The 21185-nt window shown below is 70.0% G+C and carries 18 protein-coding genes and 1 pseudogene; 14 read left to right on the top strand and 5 right to left on the bottom strand.

Annotated features, from left to right (window positions below; genetic code table 11):
* Positions 1-347: 347 nt before the first annotated feature.
* Complete coding sequence (locus AB0F17_RS61775; protein ID WP_358045434.1) at positions 348-482, bottom strand: hypothetical protein; 135 nt, start codon at positions 480-482, stop codon at positions 348-350.
* A gap of 535 nt (positions 483-1017) precedes the next feature.
* On the opposite strand from AB0F17_RS61775, the gene AB0F17_RS61770 reads away from it, so the two are divergent.
* From AB0F17_RS61770 to AB0F17_RS61735, 8 genes and pseudogenes are all read left to right on the top strand, one after another.
* Complete coding sequence (locus AB0F17_RS61770) at positions 1018-1698, top strand: trypsin-like peptidase domain-containing protein (RefSeq protein ID WP_358045431.1); 681 nt, start codon at positions 1018-1020, stop codon at positions 1696-1698.
* A gap of 41 nt (positions 1699-1739) precedes the next feature.
* Complete coding sequence (locus tag AB0F17_RS61765; protein WP_358045428.1) at positions 1740-2729, top strand: MoxR family ATPase; 990 nt, start codon at positions 1740-1742, stop codon at positions 2727-2729.
* Between the two features lie 3 nt (positions 2730-2732).
* Positions 2733-3617 carry a DUF58 domain-containing protein gene (locus AB0F17_RS61760; RefSeq protein ID WP_358045425.1) on the top strand — a complete coding sequence of 295 codons (885 nt, stop codon included), beginning with the start codon at positions 2733-2735 and terminating at the stop codon, positions 3615-3617.
* Between the two features lie 34 nt (positions 3618-3651).
* Positions 3652-4602, top strand: coding sequence for a VWA domain-containing protein (locus tag AB0F17_RS61755; RefSeq protein ID WP_358045422.1), 951 nt, complete (start codon positions 3652-3654; stop codon positions 4600-4602).
* Positions 4603-5649, top strand: coding sequence for a VWA domain-containing protein (locus tag AB0F17_RS61750; RefSeq protein ID WP_358045419.1), 1047 nt, complete (start codon positions 4603-4605; stop codon positions 5647-5649).
* Positions 5650-5716: 67 nt separating this feature from the next.
* Complete coding sequence (locus tag AB0F17_RS61745) at positions 5717-5911, top strand: hypothetical protein (RefSeq protein WP_358045416.1); 195 nt, start codon at positions 5717-5719, stop codon at positions 5909-5911.
* A gap of 95 nt (positions 5912-6006) precedes the next feature.
* Positions 6007-7518 (top strand): hypothetical protein, encoded by a 1512-nt coding sequence (locus tag AB0F17_RS61740; protein WP_358045414.1) that lies wholly within the window; start codon positions 6007-6009, stop codon positions 7516-7518.
* Positions 7519-7790: 272 nt separating this feature from the next.
* Positions 7791-8102, top strand: a pseudogene (locus AB0F17_RS61735) (transposase); the annotation flags it as partial.
* Between the two features lie 268 nt (positions 8103-8370).
* On the opposite strand, the gene AB0F17_RS61730 reads toward AB0F17_RS61735, so the two are convergent.
* Positions 8371-9366: a nitrilase-related carbon-nitrogen hydrolase gene (locus AB0F17_RS61730; RefSeq protein ID WP_358045412.1), complete on the bottom strand. Its 996-nt coding sequence runs from the start codon at positions 9364-9366 to the stop codon at positions 8371-8373.
* Positions 9367-9460: 94 nt separating this feature from the next.
* On the opposite strand from AB0F17_RS61730, the gene AB0F17_RS61725 reads away from it, so the two are divergent.
* From AB0F17_RS61725 to AB0F17_RS61715, 3 genes are all read left to right on the top strand, one after another.
* Positions 9461-10396, top strand: a complete 936-nt coding sequence (locus AB0F17_RS61725; protein ID WP_358045409.1) for a LysR family transcriptional regulator — start codon at positions 9461-9463, stop codon at positions 10394-10396.
* Between the two features lie 519 nt (positions 10397-10915).
* Positions 10916-11182, top strand: a complete 267-nt coding sequence (locus AB0F17_RS61720) for a hypothetical protein (RefSeq protein ID WP_358045406.1) — start codon at positions 10916-10918, stop codon at positions 11180-11182.
* A gap of 10 nt (positions 11183-11192) precedes the next feature.
* Positions 11193-11699 carry an SDR family NAD(P)-dependent oxidoreductase gene (locus AB0F17_RS61715; protein WP_358045403.1) on the top strand — a complete coding sequence of 169 codons (507 nt, stop codon included), beginning with the start codon at positions 11193-11195 and terminating at the stop codon, positions 11697-11699.
* Positions 11700-11913: 214 nt separating this feature from the next.
* Here the strand turns inward: AB0F17_RS61715 and AB0F17_RS61710 are convergent, their stop codons facing one another.
* Together AB0F17_RS61710 and AB0F17_RS61705 are read right to left on the bottom strand one after the other, a co-directional pair.
* Positions 11914-13053: an acyl-CoA dehydrogenase family protein gene (locus AB0F17_RS61710; protein WP_358045400.1), complete on the bottom strand. Its 1140-nt coding sequence runs from the start codon at positions 13051-13053 to the stop codon at positions 11914-11916.
* Positions 13050-16760 carry an indolepyruvate ferredoxin oxidoreductase family protein gene (locus tag AB0F17_RS61705; protein WP_358045397.1) on the bottom strand — a complete coding sequence of 1237 codons (3711 nt, stop codon included), beginning with the start codon at positions 16758-16760 and terminating at the stop codon, positions 13050-13052. The genes AB0F17_RS61710 and AB0F17_RS61705 overlap by 4 nt, the downstream gene beginning before the upstream one ends.
* Positions 16761-16862: 102 nt before the next feature.
* Between AB0F17_RS61705 and AB0F17_RS61700 the strand changes: the two genes are divergently transcribed.
* Positions 16863-17339 (top strand): Lrp/AsnC family transcriptional regulator, encoded by a 477-nt coding sequence (locus tag AB0F17_RS61700; protein WP_358045394.1) that lies wholly within the window; start codon positions 16863-16865, stop codon positions 17337-17339.
* Positions 17340-17463: 124 nt separating this feature from the next.
* On the top strand, positions 17464-17808 hold the full coding sequence (locus AB0F17_RS61695) for an Lsr2 family protein (RefSeq protein ID WP_214643165.1): 345 nt from the start codon (positions 17464-17466) through the stop codon (positions 17806-17808).
* A 321-nt stretch (positions 17809-18129) separates the two neighbouring features.
* On the opposite strand, the gene AB0F17_RS61690 is transcribed toward AB0F17_RS61695, so the two are convergent.
* Entirely contained in the window at positions 18130-19143 is a 1014-nt protein-coding gene (locus AB0F17_RS61690) for a LacI family DNA-binding transcriptional regulator (RefSeq protein ID WP_358045391.1), read from the bottom strand.
* A 116-nt stretch (positions 19144-19259) separates the two neighbouring features.
* Here AB0F17_RS61690 and AB0F17_RS61685 point away from each other — a divergent pair, with 116 nt between their 5' ends.
* Positions 19260-21173, top strand: coding sequence for a beta-L-arabinofuranosidase domain-containing protein (locus tag AB0F17_RS61685; protein WP_358045388.1), 1914 nt, complete (start codon positions 19260-19262; stop codon positions 21171-21173).
* Positions 21174-21185 lie beyond the last annotated feature (12 nt).

Genomic DNA, 21185 nt, shown 5'->3' with positions numbered 1-21185 from the left:
GATCATGAGCCTCGACCCGACCGGCAAGGGCCGCAAACGCTGGATCACCCGCTGGAAAGCCGCTCTCAACGCCTTCGCCATCACCTTCGAAGGCCCCCTGAACCCGACCACCCGATAGAACTAATTCAAGATCGAGTTACACCGTTTACTGGACAGGCCCGCCGGCGTTATCGCCCACGCCCGGCCCGAAGGTCCAATGTGCTGCCTGATGTTCTCTCCAGAGGCGGCCACCGAGGGGTGATGACCGAAGGAGGGAGTACGCCGAGTAGGAGATCAAGCCGGCGTTGTCCGTAGTCGTCCATGACCGTTGTCAGCGTTCGTGTTGGCAAGATCGTCGGAGAGCGTGACTACCCCGGCTGTGCGTGCGGCCCGCAGGGCCCGAGGTCACGTCCGTCGAGGACCTCGATGTCGGTGATGGCCGTCGCGCTCGGATCCAAGCTCAGCCAGATGACGCCCTCACCATGACGCTCCAACTGCACCATCCAAGAACCCGACGAACTCGGCGGGGCGGTCAAGAGGTTGGTGCAGGTAGCGCTACAGGTGCACACGCCATGGAACAGCAGGTTTTCGACCGTGTCCGCAAGGGGATCGCCTTCGTCCTGGGCATGCAGCAGAGCCCGATCGTCCCGGCCCCGACCAACCGACACCCGGGTCAGGAGAGCGAGGGCTGATCCTTGCTTGCAGGTGCCGCGAGGTCGGGTTTCAGGGTGTACCAGATCGCGTCGTCGTCGCCCGGGTCGTGCGCGTCGATGATGATGTCGCCCCGAGGTGCGCCGCGAGTTCCACCAGCTCAGACAGAGCAGTTGGCGCCGCCGTCCTCGTCTCCGCGCTGCGCGCGTTGAGCTGCGGGAACCGTTCCCAGGGAGTTCACAGGCGGCGTTTGTAGCACTTTCGACTGAGATTGATGAATATGGGGCAATGGAGCGCGTGCCGCAGGAGACCGGTGCGGCCGAGGCTCAGGGAGCCGTGGCCGGGAGGGCTCGGCGGTTCGTCGCCGGGGGTGGCGCACTTGTCGTCGTGGCGGTGCTGGCGTACTGGCTGGGAAGCAGCGGTGGGAACGGCGAAGCGGCCGCGCCCAGGCCGAGCGCGACGCCGACGCCCAGTGCGACGCTCACGGTGCCCGACGTCTACAACAGGGTCGGGCCGTCGGTGGTGGTCATCCAGGCCGGGAAGTCGCTCGGTACCGGGGTGATCGCGGCCGAGGATGGGACGATTCTGACGGCGTACCACGTCATCAAGGGCACGAAGAACATCAATCTGGGGTTCGCTGACGGTACCAAGGCGAAGGCCGTTGTCGTGTCGTCGAATCCCAAGCGCGACGTCGCGACCCTCAAGCCCGCCAAGCTGCCGGAGATCGTCGTGCCGGCGACGCTCGGCGGCGCCGTGGCCGTGGGGGCGCCCGTCGTGGCGATCGGCAATCCGCTGGGCCTGACCTACAGCGTCTCCACCGGCGTTGTGTCGGGCCTGAACCGGACCACCAAAGATCTGGGCGGGCTCATTCAGTTCGACGCCTCTGTCAACCCGGGCAGCTCCGGCGGTCCCCTCCTGAACGCTCGCGGCCTGGTCATCGGGATCGTTGTCTCGATCGCCGACCCGGGAGGCGACGACGCGTTCGCCGGCATCGCGTTCGCGGTGCCGATCGGCCTGGCCCTGGGCAGCGAAGGCGACGGCCCGCCGGGTGACGGGCCACAGATCTGACCGAAGCGCCACGACCGAAGCGTCACGAGAAGGAACACCATATGACCTCGACCAAGTCCCCCGAGTCGGCCCATCCGCTCGAACATGTGCTGTTCGAGGTCAAACATACGATCGTCGGGCAGGACGTCCTGCTGGAGCGCATGGCCGTCGCGCTGATCGCCGACGGCCATCTGCTCGTCGAGGGCGTGCCGGGGCTGGCCAAGACGCTCGCGGTGAGGTCGCTGGCCGCCGCGATCGCCGGGAGTTTCCAGCGCGTCCAGTTCACCCCCGACCTGGTGCCCGCCGACCTCGTGGGTACGCGGGTCTACCACCAGCACTCCGGGGAGTTCCGGACCGAGCTCGGCCCGGTGTTCGCGAACCTGCTGCTGGCCGACGAGATCAACCGCGCCCCCGCCAAGGTGCAGAGCGCCCTGCTGGAGGTGATGCAGGAGCACCAGGTGACGATCGGCCGGGAGACGTTCCGGGTGCCCGAGCCGTTCCTGGTCATGGCGACGGAGAACCCGATCGAGTCGGAGGGCACCTACCCGCTGCCCGAAGCGCAGGTCGACCGTTTCATGATGAAGGTGGTCGTCGACTATCCGACGCAGGCCGAGGAGCAGGCGATCGTCGACCGGGCGCTGCGTCCGCCGGAGCCGCCGCAGCCGATGGTGACGGCCGAGGACCTGATCGCGATGCGGGCCCGGGCTCAGGAGGTGTACGTCGATCCGGCGATCGTCGACTACGCGGTACGGCTGGTCGCCGTGACGCGCTCCCCCGCGACGGCCGGGCTCGGCGAGCTGGAACGGTACCTCACCTACGGGGCGAGCCCACGGGCGTCCATCGCGCTCGTCAAGGGCGCCCGGGCGCTGGCGTTCCTGCGCGGCCGCGACTACGCCCTGCCGCACGACCTGTCCGAGCTCGCGCTCGACGTGCTGCGCCACCGCCTCGTGCTGTCGTACGAGGCCCTCGCGGACGATGTCGACGCCGACACGATCATCACCAGGGTGCTCGGGGCCGTCCGGGCGCCCGACGTCGTCCTGCAGAATCGCTGAGCCATGGCCACCGCCCCCGACAGGCTCCTGCTCCGCCTGGAGTGGAAGGTCGTCCGCAGGCTCGACGGCCGGCTCCAGGGCGCCCACCGTACCGCGCACCGCGGCGCCGGGATCGACTTCACCGGGTTGCGCGCCTACAGCGACGGCGACGACGCCCGGCACATCGACTGGAACGTGACCGCACGGCTGGACGAGCCGCACCTGCGGGTGTTCACCGAGGATCGCGAGCTGACGGTGTGGCTCGTGCTCGACCGGTCGGCGTCGATGGCGGCAGGCCGGCCGGGGCGCGGCAAGCACGACGTGCTCGCCGAGCTCGCGCTCGTCCTCGCCCGGCTGTTCGGCCGGGGCGGCAACCGCGTCGGCGCCCTGCTGTTCGACACCGGGATGCTGCGTGTCGTGCCGCCCGGCACCTCCCGGCGGCACGCGCTGCGGATCGGCGCCGAGCTGGAACGCACCTCCACGGTACGCGGCGGCACCACCACCGACCTGGCGGAGATGCTCGACGCGGCCGGACGGCTCGCGCGCCGCCGCGCACTCGTCGTCGTGCTGTCGGACTTCATCGGCGACGGCGACTGGGAACGCTCGCTCCAGCGCCTGGCCCGGCGGCACGAGGTGGTCGCCCTGCGGATCGTGGACACGGCCGACGACGTGCTGCCCGAAGCCGGGCTGATCGTGGTCGAGGACGCCGAGACCGGCGAGCAGCTCGTCGTCGACTCCGCCGACCCGCTGTTGCGGGTCCACTTCCGCGAGGCCGTCGACGCCCGCGACGCCCGGCTCGAGGCGGGCATGCGCCGGGCCGGGGTGCCCGTTCACCGCATCGACACCGACCGCGATCTGGCCGAGGCGCTCGTCGAAGTCGTCGCCCGGACCCGGGACCGGTCGCCATGACCGAGTTCGTCGCCCGTACCTGGGACCGGTCGCCATGACCCTGTCCTCCCCGCTGCTGCTGGCCGTCGGACTGCTCGTCACGGCGGCGCTCGCCTGGGCGGCCGTCGTCTCGGCGCGCCGCCGGACGGCCGCGCTCGCCGCGGCCGGCGTCGCTGTGCCGGGCGGCCGCCGGGCGTACCTCGGAATCGGCCTGACGATCGCGGGCGTCGCCGTACTCGCGATCGCCACCGCCGGACCGGCGGCCATGGTGCCGGTCCCGCGGACCGCGGGCACCGTCATCCTCGCCATCGACGTCTCCAACAGTATGGGTGCCGACGACGTCGCGCCCACCCGGCTGGCGGCCGCGCAGCGGGCGGCCCGCGCGTTCGTGGCGGCGCAGCCCGCCAGCGTCGACATCGGAGTCGTCGCGTTCGAACGGGGCGCGCTCACCACGGCACGGCCCGACGCCGACCACTCCATCGCGCTCAAGGCCATCGACCGGCTGAAGATCACCGGCGGCACCTCGCTGGGGACGGCCATCACGGCCTCGCTGACCGCGATCACCGGCAAGCCGGTGGCCATCGCCCGTGACGGCACCGCGCCCGACATCGGCTACTGGCCGTCGGCGACGATCGTGATGCTCTCCGACGGCCAGAACCAGGGCGCGAACGTCGAACAGGCCGCGGCCGTGGCCCAGAAGGCGGGCGTACACATCCATACCGTCGGCGTCGGCACCACAGCCGGGGCGACGGTGAAGGTCGACGGCTACCTCTTGCAGAGCTCGCTCGAGGAGGACACCCTCACCTTGATCGCGCGGACCACCGGCGGCGCCTACCACCCCGCCGCCGACGCCGCGCGGCTCGACGGGATCGCCGACACGATCGATCTGCGGCTCACCGTCTCCGACGAGCCGCTGCCCCTCGCCGGCGGGCTGATCGGGCTCGCCCTCGCGCTGCTCACCGGGGGAGCGGCGTTCACCGTGCTCCGGTCTGGACGGGTGATCTGAATGTCGTTCTCATGGCCGTGGGCGCTGCTGTCAGTCCTGATCATCCCGCTGATCTTCGCCATCCGTGAGTGGGCACGGCGTCGCCGCCGGCGGGCCGCCGTGCGCGTCACCTCGATCGCGCTCGTACGGAGTGCCCTGCCCGGCCGTACGCGCTGGACCCGGAAGATCCCCCCGGCGCTGTTCATCGCCGGGCTCACCCTGCTCGTGGTCGGCGCCGCGCGACCGCAGGCCTCGGTGCCGGTGCCACAGACATCGGCGACGATCCTGCTCGCGCTCGACACCTCCGGCTCCATGTGTTCCACCGACGTCGACCCCAACCGCATCACCGCCGCGAAGAAGGCCGCCGCCGACTTCATCGAGTCGCAGCGGGGCGGGCCGCGCATCGGCCTGGTCACCTTCGCGGGCACCGCGGGTCTGCTCGTCCCTCCCACCGACGACACCGACTCGCTGATCAAGGCGCTGGACGGCCTCACCGTGTCCCGCGGCACCGCGATCGGGCAGGCCATGCTCGCCTCGATCGACGCGATCGCGGAGGTCGACCCGTCGGTCGCCCCCACCGGGGCGAACCCTGGCAGCGGCGGGAGCGGGTACGCCGGTGCCGCGATCGTCGTGCTCACCGACGGCGCCAACACCCAGGGCGTCGACCCGCAGATCGCCGCCCAGGAGGCGGCCCTGCGCCGCGTCCGGGTCTTCCCCATCGGCTTCGGCACCACGAACCCGGCCCCGATGGTCTGCGACAACTCACAGTTCGACGGCGGCTGGGGCGGCGGCTTCGGTGGCCGCGGCGGATTCGACAGGGGCCGCAACCCTCGTACCATCGACGAGCCCGCGCTCAAGCAGATCGCCCAGACCACCGGCGGCTCCTACCACCGCGCCGAGAACGCCGACCAGCTCCAAAGCGCCCTCGACGCCCTGCCCGGCAGCTTCACCGTCATCCGCCAGCGGGTCGACACCGCCGCCGCCTTCGCCGCCGGCGGCGCCATCCTCATCACCGCGGCCCTGTCCCTCTCCCTCTGGTGGAACCGGCCCCGGATCCCGACCCGCTGACGGTACCCGCAGCCGAAACGTCTGGTTGGGCAACAGGGCTGCGGGCAGATGCACACTGGCCGCGTTCGTGGACTGGCGCTTCGCCCTGCCCGCAGCCGGCATCCAGCTGGCCACGATCAGCACCTACCTCAGCTACTTCGCCAACCGCGAGGTGCTGCCGCTGAAGCTGATGGCCGGCACGGCCCTCCTGGCGGGGACCACGGCAGCCTTCCTCCTGATCCGAAATCTGAATGTCCTTTCACCTGAATCGAGAGACCAATGACGACCACCGCCCAACAGGTTCCCCAACCCGACCTGGTGCGTGTACAGCTTGAACCAAAGGGAGCATGGCAACTTCCAACCGCTGGCGGAGCTAGCGTGACCTGCCAGCCATCGGGCACCGGCTTGCGGGTTGCCGTTGCCGCCACCGGGGCGCTGGCCCGGGTGCACCTGCGCTGGCGGCGCGCCCTGGTGCCCGGCTCGCTGCTGCTCGGGGATGCCTGGGAGCGCAGCTACGGCGAGCTGGCCTGGCAGTCCAGCCCACGGGCAGAGCAGCTCCACCCCTGGATGGTGCTCACCCACGGCGGGTCGGGAACCTGGGGTGCCGGGGTGGACGTGCGCGCCAGCGCCTTCGCCGGCTGGACGGTTGACGCCGCGGGCGTCTCGCTGTGGCTGGACGTCCGGGCCGGGGCCGACCCGGTGGTGCTCGGCGACCGGGAGCTGGCTGCGGCGACCGTCCGCTGGGTCGGCGGGGACGACGGCCCTTTCGCCGCCCAGTGTGCACTGGCCGCAGCCTTGTGCGCAGATCCATTGCCAACTGGCCCGCTGGTGGGCTGCAACAACTGGTACTACGCCTACGGCCGGGACTTCGACGCCGATGCCGTCGTCCGGGACGCGCAGCTGATCGCAGAGCTGGTAGGTGACCATCCCGTCCGGCCGTTCGGTGTGGTCGACGACGGCTGGAGCATCGACGGCACCGCCGATGGCCGCAGGAGCTCCGGCGGCCCGTGGGACCGGGGCCGCGCGGGCAGCTTCGCAGACATGGCCGAGGTGGCCGACCGGATCGCCGCGGAGAACGTGCGGCCCGGCATTTGGTTCCGGCCGCTACAGGCCCGGCTCGAACCGGCGGCCGGCTCGCTGCGTCCGTGGGAGTACGGCTGGGCGCTGGACCCGAGCCATCCGGCGACGCTGGAATCGGTCGCTGCGGACGTCCGCCGGATCCGGGACTGGGGCTTCGAACTGATCAAGCACGACTTCTCCACCTTCGACGCACTCGGTCGGTGGGGCTTCCAGATGGGACCCCGGCCGGCCGCCGACGACGTCCACTTCTTCGACCGCTCCCGCACGAGCGCCGAGGTGCTGGTCGACTTCTACCGCGTGGTCCACGAGGCCGCCGGCGACGGCATCGTGCTCGGCTGCAACGTCGTCGGGCACCTGGCTGCCAGCCTGGTCCAGGCCCAACGAACCGGAGATGACACCTCGGGCCGGGTGTGGGAGCGGACCCGGAGAATGGGTGTGAACACTCTTGCCTTCCGCCTAGCTCAGCACCGCCGGTTCTTCACCGTGGACGCCGACTGTGTGGCCAGCACCACCGAGACCGACTGGGCGAAGAATCGCCAGTTCCTCGACCTGGTGGCCCGATCCGGTACTTCCCTATTTGTTTCGGTCGATCCGGCGACCCGGACCGACGCTGTGGAAGCGGATCTTTCAGCTGCCCTTCGACTTGCCCTCGACGGTGGCGGTCTCGGCGGAGTGGAGCCGGTGGACTGGCTGCGTAACTCCACGCCGGCGATCTGGCGCGGCGCCGGGGAGACTCTCACCTATGACTGGTTCGAGGGAGAGGCGGGAGCCGACCCTTATGACCTGACGGACTCTGACGAGGTGGCCTGAGGCCCCATGGTTGGTTGCCACGCTCCAGAGCCGGGTGATCGAGGACTCCATTCAGCCGAAGGAGCGATGCTGCCGTTCGCGCCGATCGCCTCGCTGCTGATCGAGCTGGACGCGCGCACGCGCACTTCCTGGACTGCTTCACCACGCCGGCGGCCGCAAGCTCAGCACGTCCGTGGAGACCAAGCGCAACATCCTCGCCGTGCTCATTGCGATGTCCACGAATCTGGGCCCGGCCCGGATGCCGGAGGCCTGCGGGGTGCTGCCGCGGCGAGTACCCGGCGATCGTGAAGCTGTGGGAGGACGCCTGGGCCGAGTTCGTGCCCTTCCTCAACTTCGACACCGAGATCCGCCGGGTGATCTGCTCCACCAACGCCATCGAGTCGGTCAACGCCCGCATCAGGAGGGCGGTCAAGGCCCGCGGCCACTTCCCCAACGAACAGGCCGCGCTCAAGTGCGTCTACATGGCGATCATGAGCCTCGACCCGACCGGCAAGGGCCGCAAACGCTGGATCACCCGCTGGAAAGCCGCTCTCAACGCCTTCGCCATCACCTTCGAAGGCCCCCTGAACCCGACCACCCGATAGAACTAATTCAAGATCGAGCTACACCGTTTACACCACTGGACAGGCCCGCCCCCCGTCGATCATCATCCCGCGCAGCGTCAAAAGATGTGGCGGTTCGCCGTTCCTCTCCTACTGGCAGACCAACTCCAGTCCCAGCTGAACGCCCTGGAGCGGGTGCCACACCGGCGATACGGCAGAAACGGGCTGCGGAACGGCAGAGCCGCTGCTCAGCGTTGAGCCAGCACCTCATAGGCGGTTGAGCGGCCGATCTTGAGGCCGCGAGGGCTGATCACCTTGGCGTGCGCAGCAGGGGGACGGGATCGGCGGCGAAACGGGCGGCGCGGGGGGCGCGCTCGTCGCCGAACCGCTGGGTGAGGACGTCATAGAGCTCCGGGCGGCGTCCCTGCAGCCAGCGCCGTCCGGTCGACAGGGGCAGCAGGGAGAGGTCAAGATCGGCCACGACCGTGGCGTCGGCAGCGGCCCAAGTCTCCTCGATGATCCTTCCGTAGGGATCGATGATCATCGCGTTGCCCGTGCGAATCTCGTCGTCGTCCTGGCCGACGCCGTTGCTGAACAGGATGAACAGGCCGTTGTCGTGAGCGCGGGCGGGGAGCCACCGCATCAGCCACTGGCGCCCGTTGGGGCCGCGTAGCTCTGCCTCGATCGCCTCCGGGTCGCGGTGACGATCATGCCAGAGCTGCGCGGGGATCGGCCGCATTCCGTGCGGGCTGCGTGAGGCGGTGCCGCCCGTCTGATGCGGTGCCAGCAGTACGGAGGCCCCCAGCAGTGCGGTTGCCCGGACGTTCTCGACGAGGTTGTTGTCCCAGCAGATGAGCACTCCCAGGCGCACCCCCCAGGGAGTGTCGAAGACCGTGTAGGAGTTGCCGCTGCTGATCGCCTCGTGTTCGAAGGCGTGCAGCTTGCGGTGACAGTGGACGCGCCCGTCCGGCAAGCACACGGCGTAGCTGTTGAACAACCGCTCCTGCTCGTCGATCTCCAGGTAGCCCACCCCCACCGCCATGCCGTGCTCGACGGCCAGTCGCCGGATGAACGAGATCGAAGGCCCGGTCACCGGTTCGGCGAGCGTGCGCAGCCGCTCGGCGGACTGCCGGCGCAGATGCCAGTATCCCAGCAGGCACATCTCCGGGAAGGCGACGACCCGCACCCCTGCGGCGGCCGCCTCCCGCACATGGTGCTCGATCCTGGCCCTGTTGTAGTCCTTGTCGTCGGGCCGTGGCTCGAACTGAACGGTCGCGCACCGCAACACCACGTCATCGTTCTTCATCACTAACCTCCTGAGCGTGCGTTGAGCACCAGCAGATCGCACCCGCCTTTCATGCGTCCAATGAATCTCATGTGGCATTCCATAGAATCTGGGAATGGATGTGATGCTGCTCCGCGCCTTCCTGACGGTGGCCGAGCATGGAAGATACAGCCGGGCCGCGCAGGACCTGATGGTGACTCAGCCGACGTTGACCAAGCAGATCCAGTCCTTGGAAGCGCGGGTCGGAGGCCGGCTGTTCCACCGTGGGCGGCATGGCGCCACGCCGACCGCTTTGGGGGCGATCCTGCTGCCCGAGGCGCGAGATCTGGTGCGGCGCGCGGATGCCCTGGCCCAGCGTATGACCAAGGCGGCGAGGGGCGAGATCGGACGATTGTCGGTCGGCTTCGGGCTGTCGAGTATCGATCTGGCCCCGTGTGCCGTGGCCGCCTTCCGTCGTCGCTACCCCGACGCGCACGTCTCCCTGGACGACATGTCCTCCCAGGAACAGCTCGACCGGCTCGCAACGGGGGAACTTGACGTCGGCTTCGTCCGCCTTCCCGAGGGTGACACCTGGGGGCACATGGCGCTGGACACCGATCGCCTCGCCTTCGCCTCATCCGCTCGGCACGCCCCGCCGCCGCAGGACGTGGCAAGCCTGCCACGCTGGATCGGCGGTCAGAGGTTCGTCCAGCTGACCAAGGAGAGAGGACCCGGGCTGGCTTGGCAGATCGAGCGGCTGTGCGCCGCCATCGCGGTCCGGCCCACCGTCATCCAGGAGGCACACGACCTGCAAACCGTACTGGCGCTCGTGGCGGCCGGAGTGGGTACGGCTCTCGTCCCCGCCCGTGCCGGCCGCATCGCTCCCGCGTCGGTCGCCATCATCCCGATCGATCACCCGGCTGCGGAGTGGCGGATCGCCGTAGCGTGGAACCGCGGCCGCGCCCACCCGATGACGGCCAACTTCCTCGCCGTTCTCCGAGACACTCCACCATCCGACCAGACCGATGGCAACGCGCACGTCACGCCCCCTGACCTCGAATCGCGGGCATGAACCACCACGGCGGCCGGGACCGAGCGCTTCGAGGAGTTCGCCGAGGTCTGGGCCGGGCTCCAGCAGCGGGCGCAGGTCGGCGACGGGCTGGACTCCGAAGACCGGTGGCCGGCCGCCAGTCACCAGGCCGGAAACACCGCCAAGGGTTTTCGCTTCGCCAACCTGCGGATCAACCCTCGGCGCCAATAACCAGGCGTCGGTCCTTTCACACCGACACAGCCCTGCCGCGCCAGGCGGGCGGCGTTCAACCTGAACTCAAGGAGATCGACGTCACCACAGGAGACCAGGGCGAGCCGGAGTTCGGACGCTCCACAACGGACACGACTCCAACCTTTCAGTTGCGTCCATGGAGCGAAGACGAGGTTTTTCCTTCAATCGCTCCTGATTGGCACCCGCATCCTTAATTAAGTTATTCGTATTTTCTGAGGGTTCCATTGTCGGCGGCTGCCCGCGACAGCGCTTTGACCTGGCCGGGAGTCGGCTGGTGGCGTCTTAAGCGGCCATCGCCGAAGGTGGCGCGTGGCCGCCGCTCTTGCACACGCTTCACTGCCGCATGCAAGCAGAATGGCCGGATTTTTGGGGAAGTCATCAAGGGTTTCCCAGTACACAGATGGCGCCTATTCCCTCAAGGGCGAGAAGCCCCCACATCGCATAAGGCAGTTTCACGGTCATGTGCTGCCGATTTCGGGTGCTAAATTCATCGCCATCCCCGCGCGATTCGAAAAGGCCGTCATCATGACATTCGTCATCACGACGACAGGATCAGACCGCGCGCAGCATCGATGAAAGGTTGTCTGTGATTTCCAGCGCCGTCACCGGCCGACCGGCCGGCCCTGTCCAGGTCGCTGTAGTCACCGGGGCCAACAAGGGCATCGGTCACGCCATCGCCCGGCAACTATCCGAGCTTGGCATGACCGTCTATCTGGGTGCCCGGCACGAGGGACGTGGCCAGGCCGCTGAGGCCGAACTGCGCGCGGCGGGCCTGGACGGGCGGTTCGTCCAACTCGATGTCACTGACGAGTCCACCGTCCGCCTCGCGGCAGAGCGGATCGAGGAGGAAAGCGGCACGCTGGACGTCCTGGTTCCGCCTCGCCTGCCAGTAGCACAGGTCCACCCGCCCTTGGTCGCCGCCGCGGCCCGGGATCTGCGCGGCGTCTGGCTCCACGACGCTTCCTCAGAGAGCACGACAGCGGACCACATGACAACGACAGGTCCCCGCCCCAGGACCGCCAGTTCGCACCTGCCATCCATCCAGGGCCGGCCAAGGTCAACAAGGGTCCTCGCAGGCGAAGCCCGCCTGTGAAGGACGTCCGAGCGAAGCGAGGCCCTGCAGGGGTCGGGGCTTGGCCCGACTGGAGACATCGCCTGAGCCGTGCAAGCGCGAAGCGCCCAGAAAGCGAAGCCCGTTGTGCGCCGGAGGCGCCCTCAGAAGGGTGCCCGGAGCGGAAGCGGAGGCCTTTGTAAGGGCGGGCATAAGACGGCCAATCACCGGATCGGGTAACGGGTGAAAGCGTCGGTCAGCGGGCCAGATGTCTGCTGATCACCAGGCGTTGGATCTGGTTCGTGCCCTCGAAAATCTGCATGATCTTGGCCTCGCGCATGTACCGCTCGACCCGGAACTCCCGCGTGTACCCGTACCCACCGAGCACCTGTACCGCGTCCGTGGTGACCTTCATCGCGGCATCAGTGGCCACCAGCTTCGCGACGCTTGCCTGTCGTCCGTACGGACGGCCGGCGTCGCGGCGGCGGGCGGCGTCCAGGTATGTGGCGCGGGCGCTGTCCACGGCGGCGGCCATGTCCGCGAGCAGGAAGCCCAGCCCCTGATGGTCGATGATCTTGCGGCCGAACGTTTTGCGCTCCTTGGCATAGGCGACGGCGGCGTCGAGCGCGGCCTGTGCCAGGCCGGTCGCGCAGGCGGCGATGCCGAGCCGGCCGGAGTCGAGGGCGCTGAAGGCGATGGGCAGGCCCTGTCCCTCCTCGCCGAGCAGCCGGTCGGCCTCGATCACGGTGCCGTCCCAGTGGGCGCTGGTCGTGGGGATGGCGTGCAGGCCCATCTTCTCCTCCGGGCGGCCGAAGGTCAGGCCGTCGGCGGCGCCGGGGGCCAGGAAGCAGGAGATGCCCCGGCTGCCCTCCCCCGTGCGGGCGAACAGGGCGTAGAAGTCGGCCTTGCCGCCGTGGGTGATCCAGGCCTTGTTGCCGGTGATCCGGTAGCCGTGCTCGACCTTCTCCGCCTTGCAGGTGAGGGCGGCGGCGTCGGATCCGGCCTGCGGTTCCGACAAGCTGTAGCCGCCGATGATCCGGCCGGCCAGCATGTCGGGCAGCCAGCGTTCGCGCTGCTCGGGCGTGCCGTAGGTGGCCACCGGGAAGCAGGCGAGCGTGTGCACGCTGGTGGCCACCGCGACGGCGGCCCAGCGGGCCGCCAGTTCTTCCAGCACCTGTAGGTAGACCTCGTACGGCTGGCCGCCGCCGCCGAATTCCTCCGGGTACGGGAGGCCGAGCAGCCCGGCGGCGCCGAGCGTGGCGAACAGGCCCTCGGGGTAGGTCTCGGCGCGCTCGTGCCCGTCGACCCGGCTCGCCAGCTCTTTGTCGGCGATATCCCGGGTGAGAGCGATGAGGTCCTCGGCGTCCTCGGTGGGCAACAGGCGATCGACGGTCACATTCTCTCCAGGGTTCCGGTGGGCTCATTCGGCTCCGCGAGAGCCGGCTCGCTCGGCTCCGCGAGGGCGGACTCGCTCGACTTCGCGAGAGCGGGCTCGCTCAGCTCCGCGAGAACAGGCTCGCCCGACTTCGCGACAGCGGACTCGCTCAGCTCCGCAAGGGCGGTTCTGGCTCGGTCGCGGAACTTCGCGACCGACGCGAGCTTGATGTCCTCATACCCGCGAACCGCCTCCGGCAGCGCCGCGATCGCGGCCACGGCGCCGGCGGTGGCCGGGCTCAGCCGGGCGAGAGCGTCACGCATCAGGTCACGGTACTCGGTGATGATCGCTCGCTCGACCCGGCGTACTCCGGCGTACCCGAACACGTCGAACGGCGTCCCCCGCAGGAACCTGGCGGCGCGCAGCACGCGGAACACGACCCCCGCCGAGCGCCGCAGCCTGATCTTGCGCTTCATGCCCATCGCTCGCAGCAGCGGCGGGTGCAGCAGCACCGACACGACGGCGTCGGTGCCGAACTCGCGTTCCCGCCTGGCCCGCTCGGCCGGGTCCAGGTGCAGCCGGGCGACCTCGTACTCGTCCTTGTAGGCCATGAGCTTGTGCAGCCCCTTGGCGTAGGCGAGGGCGATCGGGGCGCCCTCCTCCCCCGCGCGGTCGGCGGCGAGCGCGGCCACGCGGCGCACGTCCTCGGCGTACTGGGCGGCGTAGGCCGCGTTACGGTAGCCGGTCAGGTCGGCGACCCGCGTGGCCAGGGTCTGCTCGAAGGATTCGGCTTCCGGAGCCGAGGGGTCGAAGGATTCGGCCTCCCGAGCTGAAGGGTCGAACGATTCGGCCTCCGAAGCCGAGGCCTCGACGGCCGCCAGCACCGCGTGGCGGTCGGCGACGGCGGCTCGGCCCCAGCGGAACGCCGCGAGGTTCTGCTCGGCCGAGGCTCCGTTGAGCCGGATGGCCCGTTCGACGGCTTCGGCCGAGACCGGCAGGCAGCCGTGCTGGAACGCGGCGCCGATGAGCAGCATGTTCGCGGGCATGTGGTCGCCGAACAGCGTCTCGGCGAGGGCGTGGGCGTCGAGGTAGAGGTTGTCGGCGCTGCGGGTGGCCGACTCGACGCGGGTGATCGCGTCGCCGGGCGAGTCCGGCACGGTGACGCGGCCGGTCACCATGGCGGCGGTCGGTACGACGGCGGTGCTGACCACGGCGATGGTACGGTCCGGCGCGGCGGCGGCCAGGTTGGCGTCGGCCGCCGCGCCGAGCAGGTCGAATCCGATCAGGACATCGGCGGTGCCGCGCGACGCCTTCGGGGAGCCGGTGACCGGGTGCGGGGAGATGCGGACGTCGCTGACGACGGGTCCGCCCTTCTGGGCCAGCCCGGTCTGTTCGAGGCCGGCCGCGTGCAGGCCGTCGAGGTGGGCGGCCATCTGCAGGATCTGTGAGACGGTGACGACGCCCGTGCCACCGATGCCGGGCATCCGCAGCAGCACCTCCCGGCCGGGGAACCTGCTAACCGGCTCGGCGAGCTCCACCGGCGACGGCACCGGCCGCGCCCGCCGCGTCCCAGGCTTGATCAGCAGGAACGACGGGCAGTCGCCCTTGAGGCAGCTCAGGTCGGAGTTGCACGAGGGCTGGTGGATCCGGGTCTTGCGGCCGTACACGGTCTCGACGGGCTGCACGGACAGGCAGGTCGACGCCTCGCCGCAGTCGCCGCAGCCCTCGCACACCCGCTCGTTGACCACGACCTTCTCCACCGGGACGGGTAGTTTGCCGCGCTTGCGCAGGCGGCGTTCCTCGGCCGCGCACCGGTCGTCGTGGATCAGCACGGTCACCCCGCCGAGCGCGGCCAGCTCCTGCTCGGCCGCCGCCAGCCCGTCGCGGTGACGTACGGTGGCGATCGGCGCGAGCCGGACGCCCCGGTAGGTCTCCGGTTCGGGTGTGGTGATCACGATCCGGCGGACCCCCTCGGCGGCCAGCGACCGCGTCAGCGCGGGCACGTCGAGGCGGCCCTCCGCGCGCTGGCCGCCCGTCATGGCGACGGCGTCGTTGTAGAGCAGCTTGTACGTGATCGACACCCCGGCCGCGACGGCGGCGCGGACGGCCAGCGAGCCGGAGTGGTGGAAGGTGCCGTCGCCGAGGTTCTGCACGAAGTGCCGGTCGCCGGTGAAGGGGGCCAGGCCGATCCACTGGGCGCCCTCGCCGCCCATCTGGGTGATGCCGATCTGGTTGCCGCGCCCGTTGCCGTCCAGGGCGATCATGGCGTGGCAGCCGATGCCGACGCCGACCAGCGTGCTGTCCGACGTACGGGTGGAGATGTTGTGCGGGCAGCCCGAGCAGAAGTACGGCGTGCGCGCGGCGACCATCGGCAGCAGGCGGCGCGCCTTCGGGGCAGCCGCCAAGGCATCCGCGGTCTGCGGGAGCGTGCCGGCGAAGGTGGAGGACGCCAAGGTGACCGCGGTCTGCGGGAGCGTGCCGGCAAAGGTGGAGGACGCCAGGGTGACGGCGGTCCGTGGGAGCGTGTCGGCGAAGGTGGTGAGCGCCTTGGCCACGTCCTCCGCGCCGAGCGTGCCACGGGCGGTGAGCAGCTCGCGGCCGACGACGGCGGGGGTGCGCTCGCCGCCGTAGAGCGCCTGCTTCAGCTGGCCCTCCAGGAACGGGACCTTGTCCTCCACCACGAGCACCCGGTCGAGGTCCGCGGTCATGGCGGCCAGGTCGCCGGGCGCCAGCGGGTACGGCATGCCGAGCCGGATGAGCCGCAGGCCCAGGTCCTCGATCGCGGTCTCGTCCAGCCCGAGGTCGGCCAGCGCCCGCCGGACCACCGCGAAGGAGGCGCCGGAGGCGAGGATGCCGAGGCGGGCCCGCGGTGAGCCGGACATCACCCGGTTCAGGCCGTGCGCGCGGGCGTAGTCGCGGGCCAGGTCGAGGCGCCGGGTCAGCATGTCGTGCTCGGCGTCCAGCGCGGCCGGGCCGACCAGGGCGGCCGGCGTGGCGCGGGCCGCGTGGTCCGGGGCCGGGATGCCGTCGCGCAGCGAGCCGAGGTCGACGGTGGCCGACGCGTCGGCGAGGTCCGCGACGATCTTCAGTCCGGTCCACAGGCCGGTGACGCGCGAGAGGGCGACCGCGTGCAGCCCGAACTCGATGATCTCCGCCACCGAGCCCGGCGCGAGCAGCGGCACGCTCAGGCTCTGGCACATCGGCTCGCAGGAGCTGGGCACGGTCGAGGACTTGCTGCCGGGGTCGTCGCCGATCCAGGCCACCGCGCCGCCGAGCGCGGCGGTGCCGGCCAGGTTGCCGTGCCGGATGGCGTCGGCGGCCCGGTCGAGGCCGGGGCTCTTGCCGTACCAGAAGCCGGCAACGCCGTCGTGTCGCCGGCCGGGCAGGCGGCCGAGGAGCTGCGTGCCCGCCACGGCGGTGGCCGCCAGTTCCTCGTTGAGCGCCGGCTGGAAGACCACGCCCGCCGGTTCGAGCAGCCGGGCGGCCCGGCCCATCTCCAGGTCGACGCCGGCCAGGGGCGAGCCCGGGTAGCCGGAGACGAACACGCGCGTGTCCAGCCCGCGCTCCCGGTCCAGGCGGCGCTGTTCGAGCGTCAGCCGGACGAGGGCCTGGAGGCCGGAGATGAGCACGCGGCCGTCCGTGGCCGTGTACTTGTCGTCGAGAGCGACGCTCACGCGGGCCTCCCTGAGGTTCGTGGGGAACCCCAGCACAGCAACGCGGGCGGGCATCGCGCAAGTATCACCCAAGAAGGCGCGAGAAAGACGCAAAACCTTTGCGGCTTCGGCCTCATTCGCTAAGGTTCTTTCCACCAAAAGCCAAGGAGTGCCCGCATGCCGGAAATAGACGAGATTGATCATCGGCTGTTGCGGTTGCTGCGCGAGGACGGGCGCCGGACCTTCTCGGAGATGGCGGGCACGATCGGCCTTTCCGTGGCCGCGGTCAAGCGGCGGGTGGACCGGCTCAAAGAGCTCGGCGTCATCACCGGTTTCACCGTGCAGATCGACTACGCGAAGCTCGGATGGGGCATCGAGGCGTTCACCGAGCTGCATTACGCGGGTGCGACACCGGTGAGTGAGATCGTCCGCACGGCCACCGACGTGGCGGAGGTCCAGACGGTGTTCACCATCGCCGGCGACCCCGACGCGCTGATCCACGTCCGCGTCCGCGACCTCGGACATCTCCAGCAGGTCATCGATCATCTGCGCCATGCCGGGAACGTCACGGGCACCAAGACGCTGTTGGTGCTGGGCTCGTGGACCCGTGACGCGCTCGCGCCGCGAGCGTCCCGGATAGCGGGAATGAAATAGCCCCGCTAACAAATAGCAGAGCTTTCTTTGTCCTGGCCACCCGCCGTCCCGGAGGTGCGCCGAACAACGACGCCATACGCTACAGTACTGATTGTCTTCTCGCCTCTGAATTCGGAGCACCAGCATGGCCAAGCAAATTCAAGAGATCTTCCTTGACGACCTCGACGGAAGCGCCTTGTCGTCCGAGAACACAATCAGGTTCGGGCTCGACGGCTTTGCCTACGAGATCGACCTGTCGGATAAGAACGAGGAGAAGTTGCGCAAAGCGCTTGCCCCGTTCCTGGTCAAGGCCCGCCAGGTCCGCAAGGAGCGCGGTGGCAAGGTCCGTCGCGGAGTGGGCTCGGCGCGCTCGGTGAGCCGCGACAAGTCCACCGAAATTCGCCAGTGGGCGAAGCAGGCGGGACTACCCGTGAGCGAGCGCGGCCGTATCGCCGCGACCATCGTGGAGCAGTACGAGGCGGCCCACTGAGATTGCCGCTCCGGCAATCATCACGGCGATAATGACCGTCACCTCCTGAATTCGAAATGCGGCCCGCCCACCGGCCTTTGGCCGCCGCGATGGCGGGTTCGCGGCAGGTTCCGCGGCATCGCCGCCGGAGCGATATCGGGAGGATGACGATCAGAGTCGGCCGGCTGCCTTCGAGGCCCGTACGGCCCGCCGGTCCAGGCGAGGGGACCGGTGGCGCAGCCGGCGTCCGACGTTGCCCGGACGCGCCCAGATCAGCTCCGAAACGTCAGCTTCGAAACGCCGGCTTCGAAACGCGGGGCCCGCAAGACGGCGACGGCTGACTCAGACGCGGGTCGACTCCCGCAGCACCAGGCTGCACGGCATGCGCCGTACTCCACCCTGGTGCGGTACCCCGCCGATCACGTCCAGCAGGTGCGTGGCGGCGGCGCGGCCGATCTCACCGAGGTTCAGGTCGACCGTGGTGAGCGGTGGCCGGGAGCCGAGCGCCATGGGCGCCCAGTTGTCGAAACCCACGAGCGCCACGTCATCGGGAATGCGCCGGCCACGATCCCGGAGCGTCTCGGCGACCCCCCTGGCGATCTGGTCGCTGCCGCAGAACACCGCGTCGACGTCCGGCTGAGTGCGGAGCAGGATGTCGGCGCCCTGGCGCCCCCACTCCTCCGACCACTCCCCGAACAGCGCGTCGCCCGCGGCCGTCGCCCCCGCCTCCGCCAGCGCGTCGGCGAACCCCGCGGCCCGCGTCCGCGCGGCCAGGAACCGCTGCGGCCCGGTGATGTGGCCGATCCGCCGCCGCCCGGTGGCCAGCAGATGCCGTACGGCGAGCATGCTCCCGCCCAGATCATCGGGGATCACCGAGAAGTCGGCGGCCTCCGTCGACTGGGTCATGGCGTAGACGACCGGGACCGGCAGGCCGGTGCCGATGCTCGGCCGGGGCTCGGTGCGGCGGCCGGTGACGATGATGCCCTCGACCCGCCTGGCCAGCAGGCGCTCGACGTAGTGCCGCTCCCTGATCGGGTCGTCTCGGGTGTCGCACATGAACACCGAGATCTGGCCGGCGCCCAGCGCGTCCTCGGCGCCGAGCATGACGGGGATGCTGAACCGGCCGAAGCTGTCGCACGTCACCAGTCCGACGGTGAACGTGCGGCCGTGCAGCAACCCTTGGGCGAGCTTGTTCGGCCGGAACTCCAGACGTTCGGCGGCGGCTATCACCCGCGCCCTGGTCTCCTCGCGCAGCCGGCCTTGGCCGTTGAGCGCCTTGGACGCCGTGCCGATCGACACTCCCGCGGCCGCGGCGACCTCGCGAATGGTCACGGCTCGCCGGGAAAATTCAGACAAACGATTTCCCTCCTCTATGCCCTGGTCAGGATACAACCGCATGGAGGGTTGACCAGTGATGTGTAACACCTTACTGTTCGCGGAGGAAAGCCTATTCCTCAGGTGCAAGGAGTTCGATGGACCAGGCCTGCGGCCCCGCCGTACCGACCGCAGAATCGAAGGCCGTGCAGCGGCCGCTGGGCATCCATGACGTGGTGATCAGCGGTGGGCCGTTCGGGCGCTGGCAGAGCGTCAACCGCGCGGCTAGCATCCCGCTCGGGCTGGAGCAGATGGAGCAGGCGGGCAGCCTGCCGAACCTGCGCCTGGCCGGAGCGGAAGCAGGCGGCGAGGAAGGGGGTGAGTTCCGCGGGTATCGCTTCCAGGACTCGGACCTGTACAAGCAGCTCGAGGCCGTCGCATGGGAGCACGCCAGGCGACCGTCGGCTGCGTACACGGACTTCGTCGAGCAGGCGTCCGAGGTGCTCAAGCGGGCTCAGCGGCCCGACGGTTACCTCAACTCGCACTACCAGATCGTCAAGCCGGACAAGATCTACGCCGAGCTCGAGTACAGCCACGAGATGTACTGCGCGGGCCACCTGTTCCAGGCCGCGGTCGCCGCCACCCGCGCGGGCACCGGCACGGAGCTGCTCGAGGTCGCCCGGAAGTTCGCCGACCACCTGGCGGACGTCTTCCTGCGCGGCGGCAACGACGGCATCGACGGGCACGCCGAGGTCGAGACCGCGCTGGTGGAGCTCTACCGGGCCACCGGCGAGCGCTCCTACCTGGACCTGGCCGCGAAGCTGATCGAGGGCAGGGGCAGGGGGCACATCCGCGACAGCGGGCTCGGCATCCTGTACGCCCAGGACCACCTGCCGGTCAGGGAGGCGGACACGGCGGTCGGGCACGCGGTGCGCCAGTTGTACCTGGAGGCGGGCGTCGTCGACGTCTACCTGGAGACGGGTGACGAGTCGCTGCTGGAGTGCTCGGTGCGGCGCTGGGAGGACCTGGTCGCCACCAAGACCCACCTGACGGGAGGCATGGGCAGCCGCCACTCCGACGAGGCGTTCGGCGACCGCTGGGAGCTGCCGCCGGACCGCGCCTACAACGAGAGCTGCGCGGCCATCGCCAGCATCCACTGGAACTGGCGGCTGCTGCTGGCCACCGGCCACGGCCGCTACGCCGACCTGATCGAGCGCACGCTCTACAACGCCTTCGCCGCCTCGACCTCGGCCGACGGCATCCGCTTCTTCTACGTCAACCCGCTCCAGCGCAGGGACGACCACATCGAGGGAGCCTACGCCGGTCGCCGGCGCGAGTGGTTCGCCTGCGCCTGCTGCCCGCCGAACGTCATGCGGCTCGTCTCCTCCCTCGGCGGGTACGTCGCGACGTCCGCCGAGAACACCCTGCTCGTCCACCAGTACGTGCCGGGCACCATCTCCGACGGCGACCTCACGCTGGCCGTCGCCACCGACTACCCCTGGCACGGCCGCGTCACGTTCACCGTGGAGCGCGCGCCCGGGACCCCGTGGTCGCTGGCGCTGCGGGTGCCCGCGTGGAGCGCCGCCACCACGGTGACGATCGACGGCGAGTCGGCGCCCGCCGTACCGGACGAGCGCGGCTATGTCGTGCTGACCCGCGAGTGGCGGGATGGCGACACCGTCGAGCTGGAGCTGGACATGGCGCCCAGGCTGGTCCACCCGCACCGCCGCGTCGACGCCGTCAGGGGATGCGTCGCCGTCGAGCGGGGACCGCTCGTCTACTGCTTCGAGCAGGCCGACCAGCCCGAAGGCGTGGACCTCCCGGACCTGGCGCTGGCCGCGGGAGCCGAGCTCCGCGTCCTGGACAAGGACGACCTCGACGGCATCGGGCGCACCGTGCTGATCGAGGCCGACGCCCTGGCCGTCTCCCAGCCGGTGGGCGGCCTGCCGTACACCACCACACCCCCCGCGGAACTCGCGACCGGCTCCCCCGTGACCGCCACGGCGATCCCCTACTACCAGTGGGACAACCGCGACGGCCGCGGGATGCGGGTCTGGATCCCCCTCGCGTAAAGGAAGCACCCC

The sequence above is a fragment of the Nonomuraea sp. NPDC026600 genome (assembly GCF_040638335.1).
In the GTDB taxonomy this organism is placed as follows: Bacteria; Actinomycetota; Actinomycetes; order Streptosporangiales; family Streptosporangiaceae; genus Nonomuraea.
This window is presented reverse-complemented; position numbering and strand designations above follow the sequence as displayed.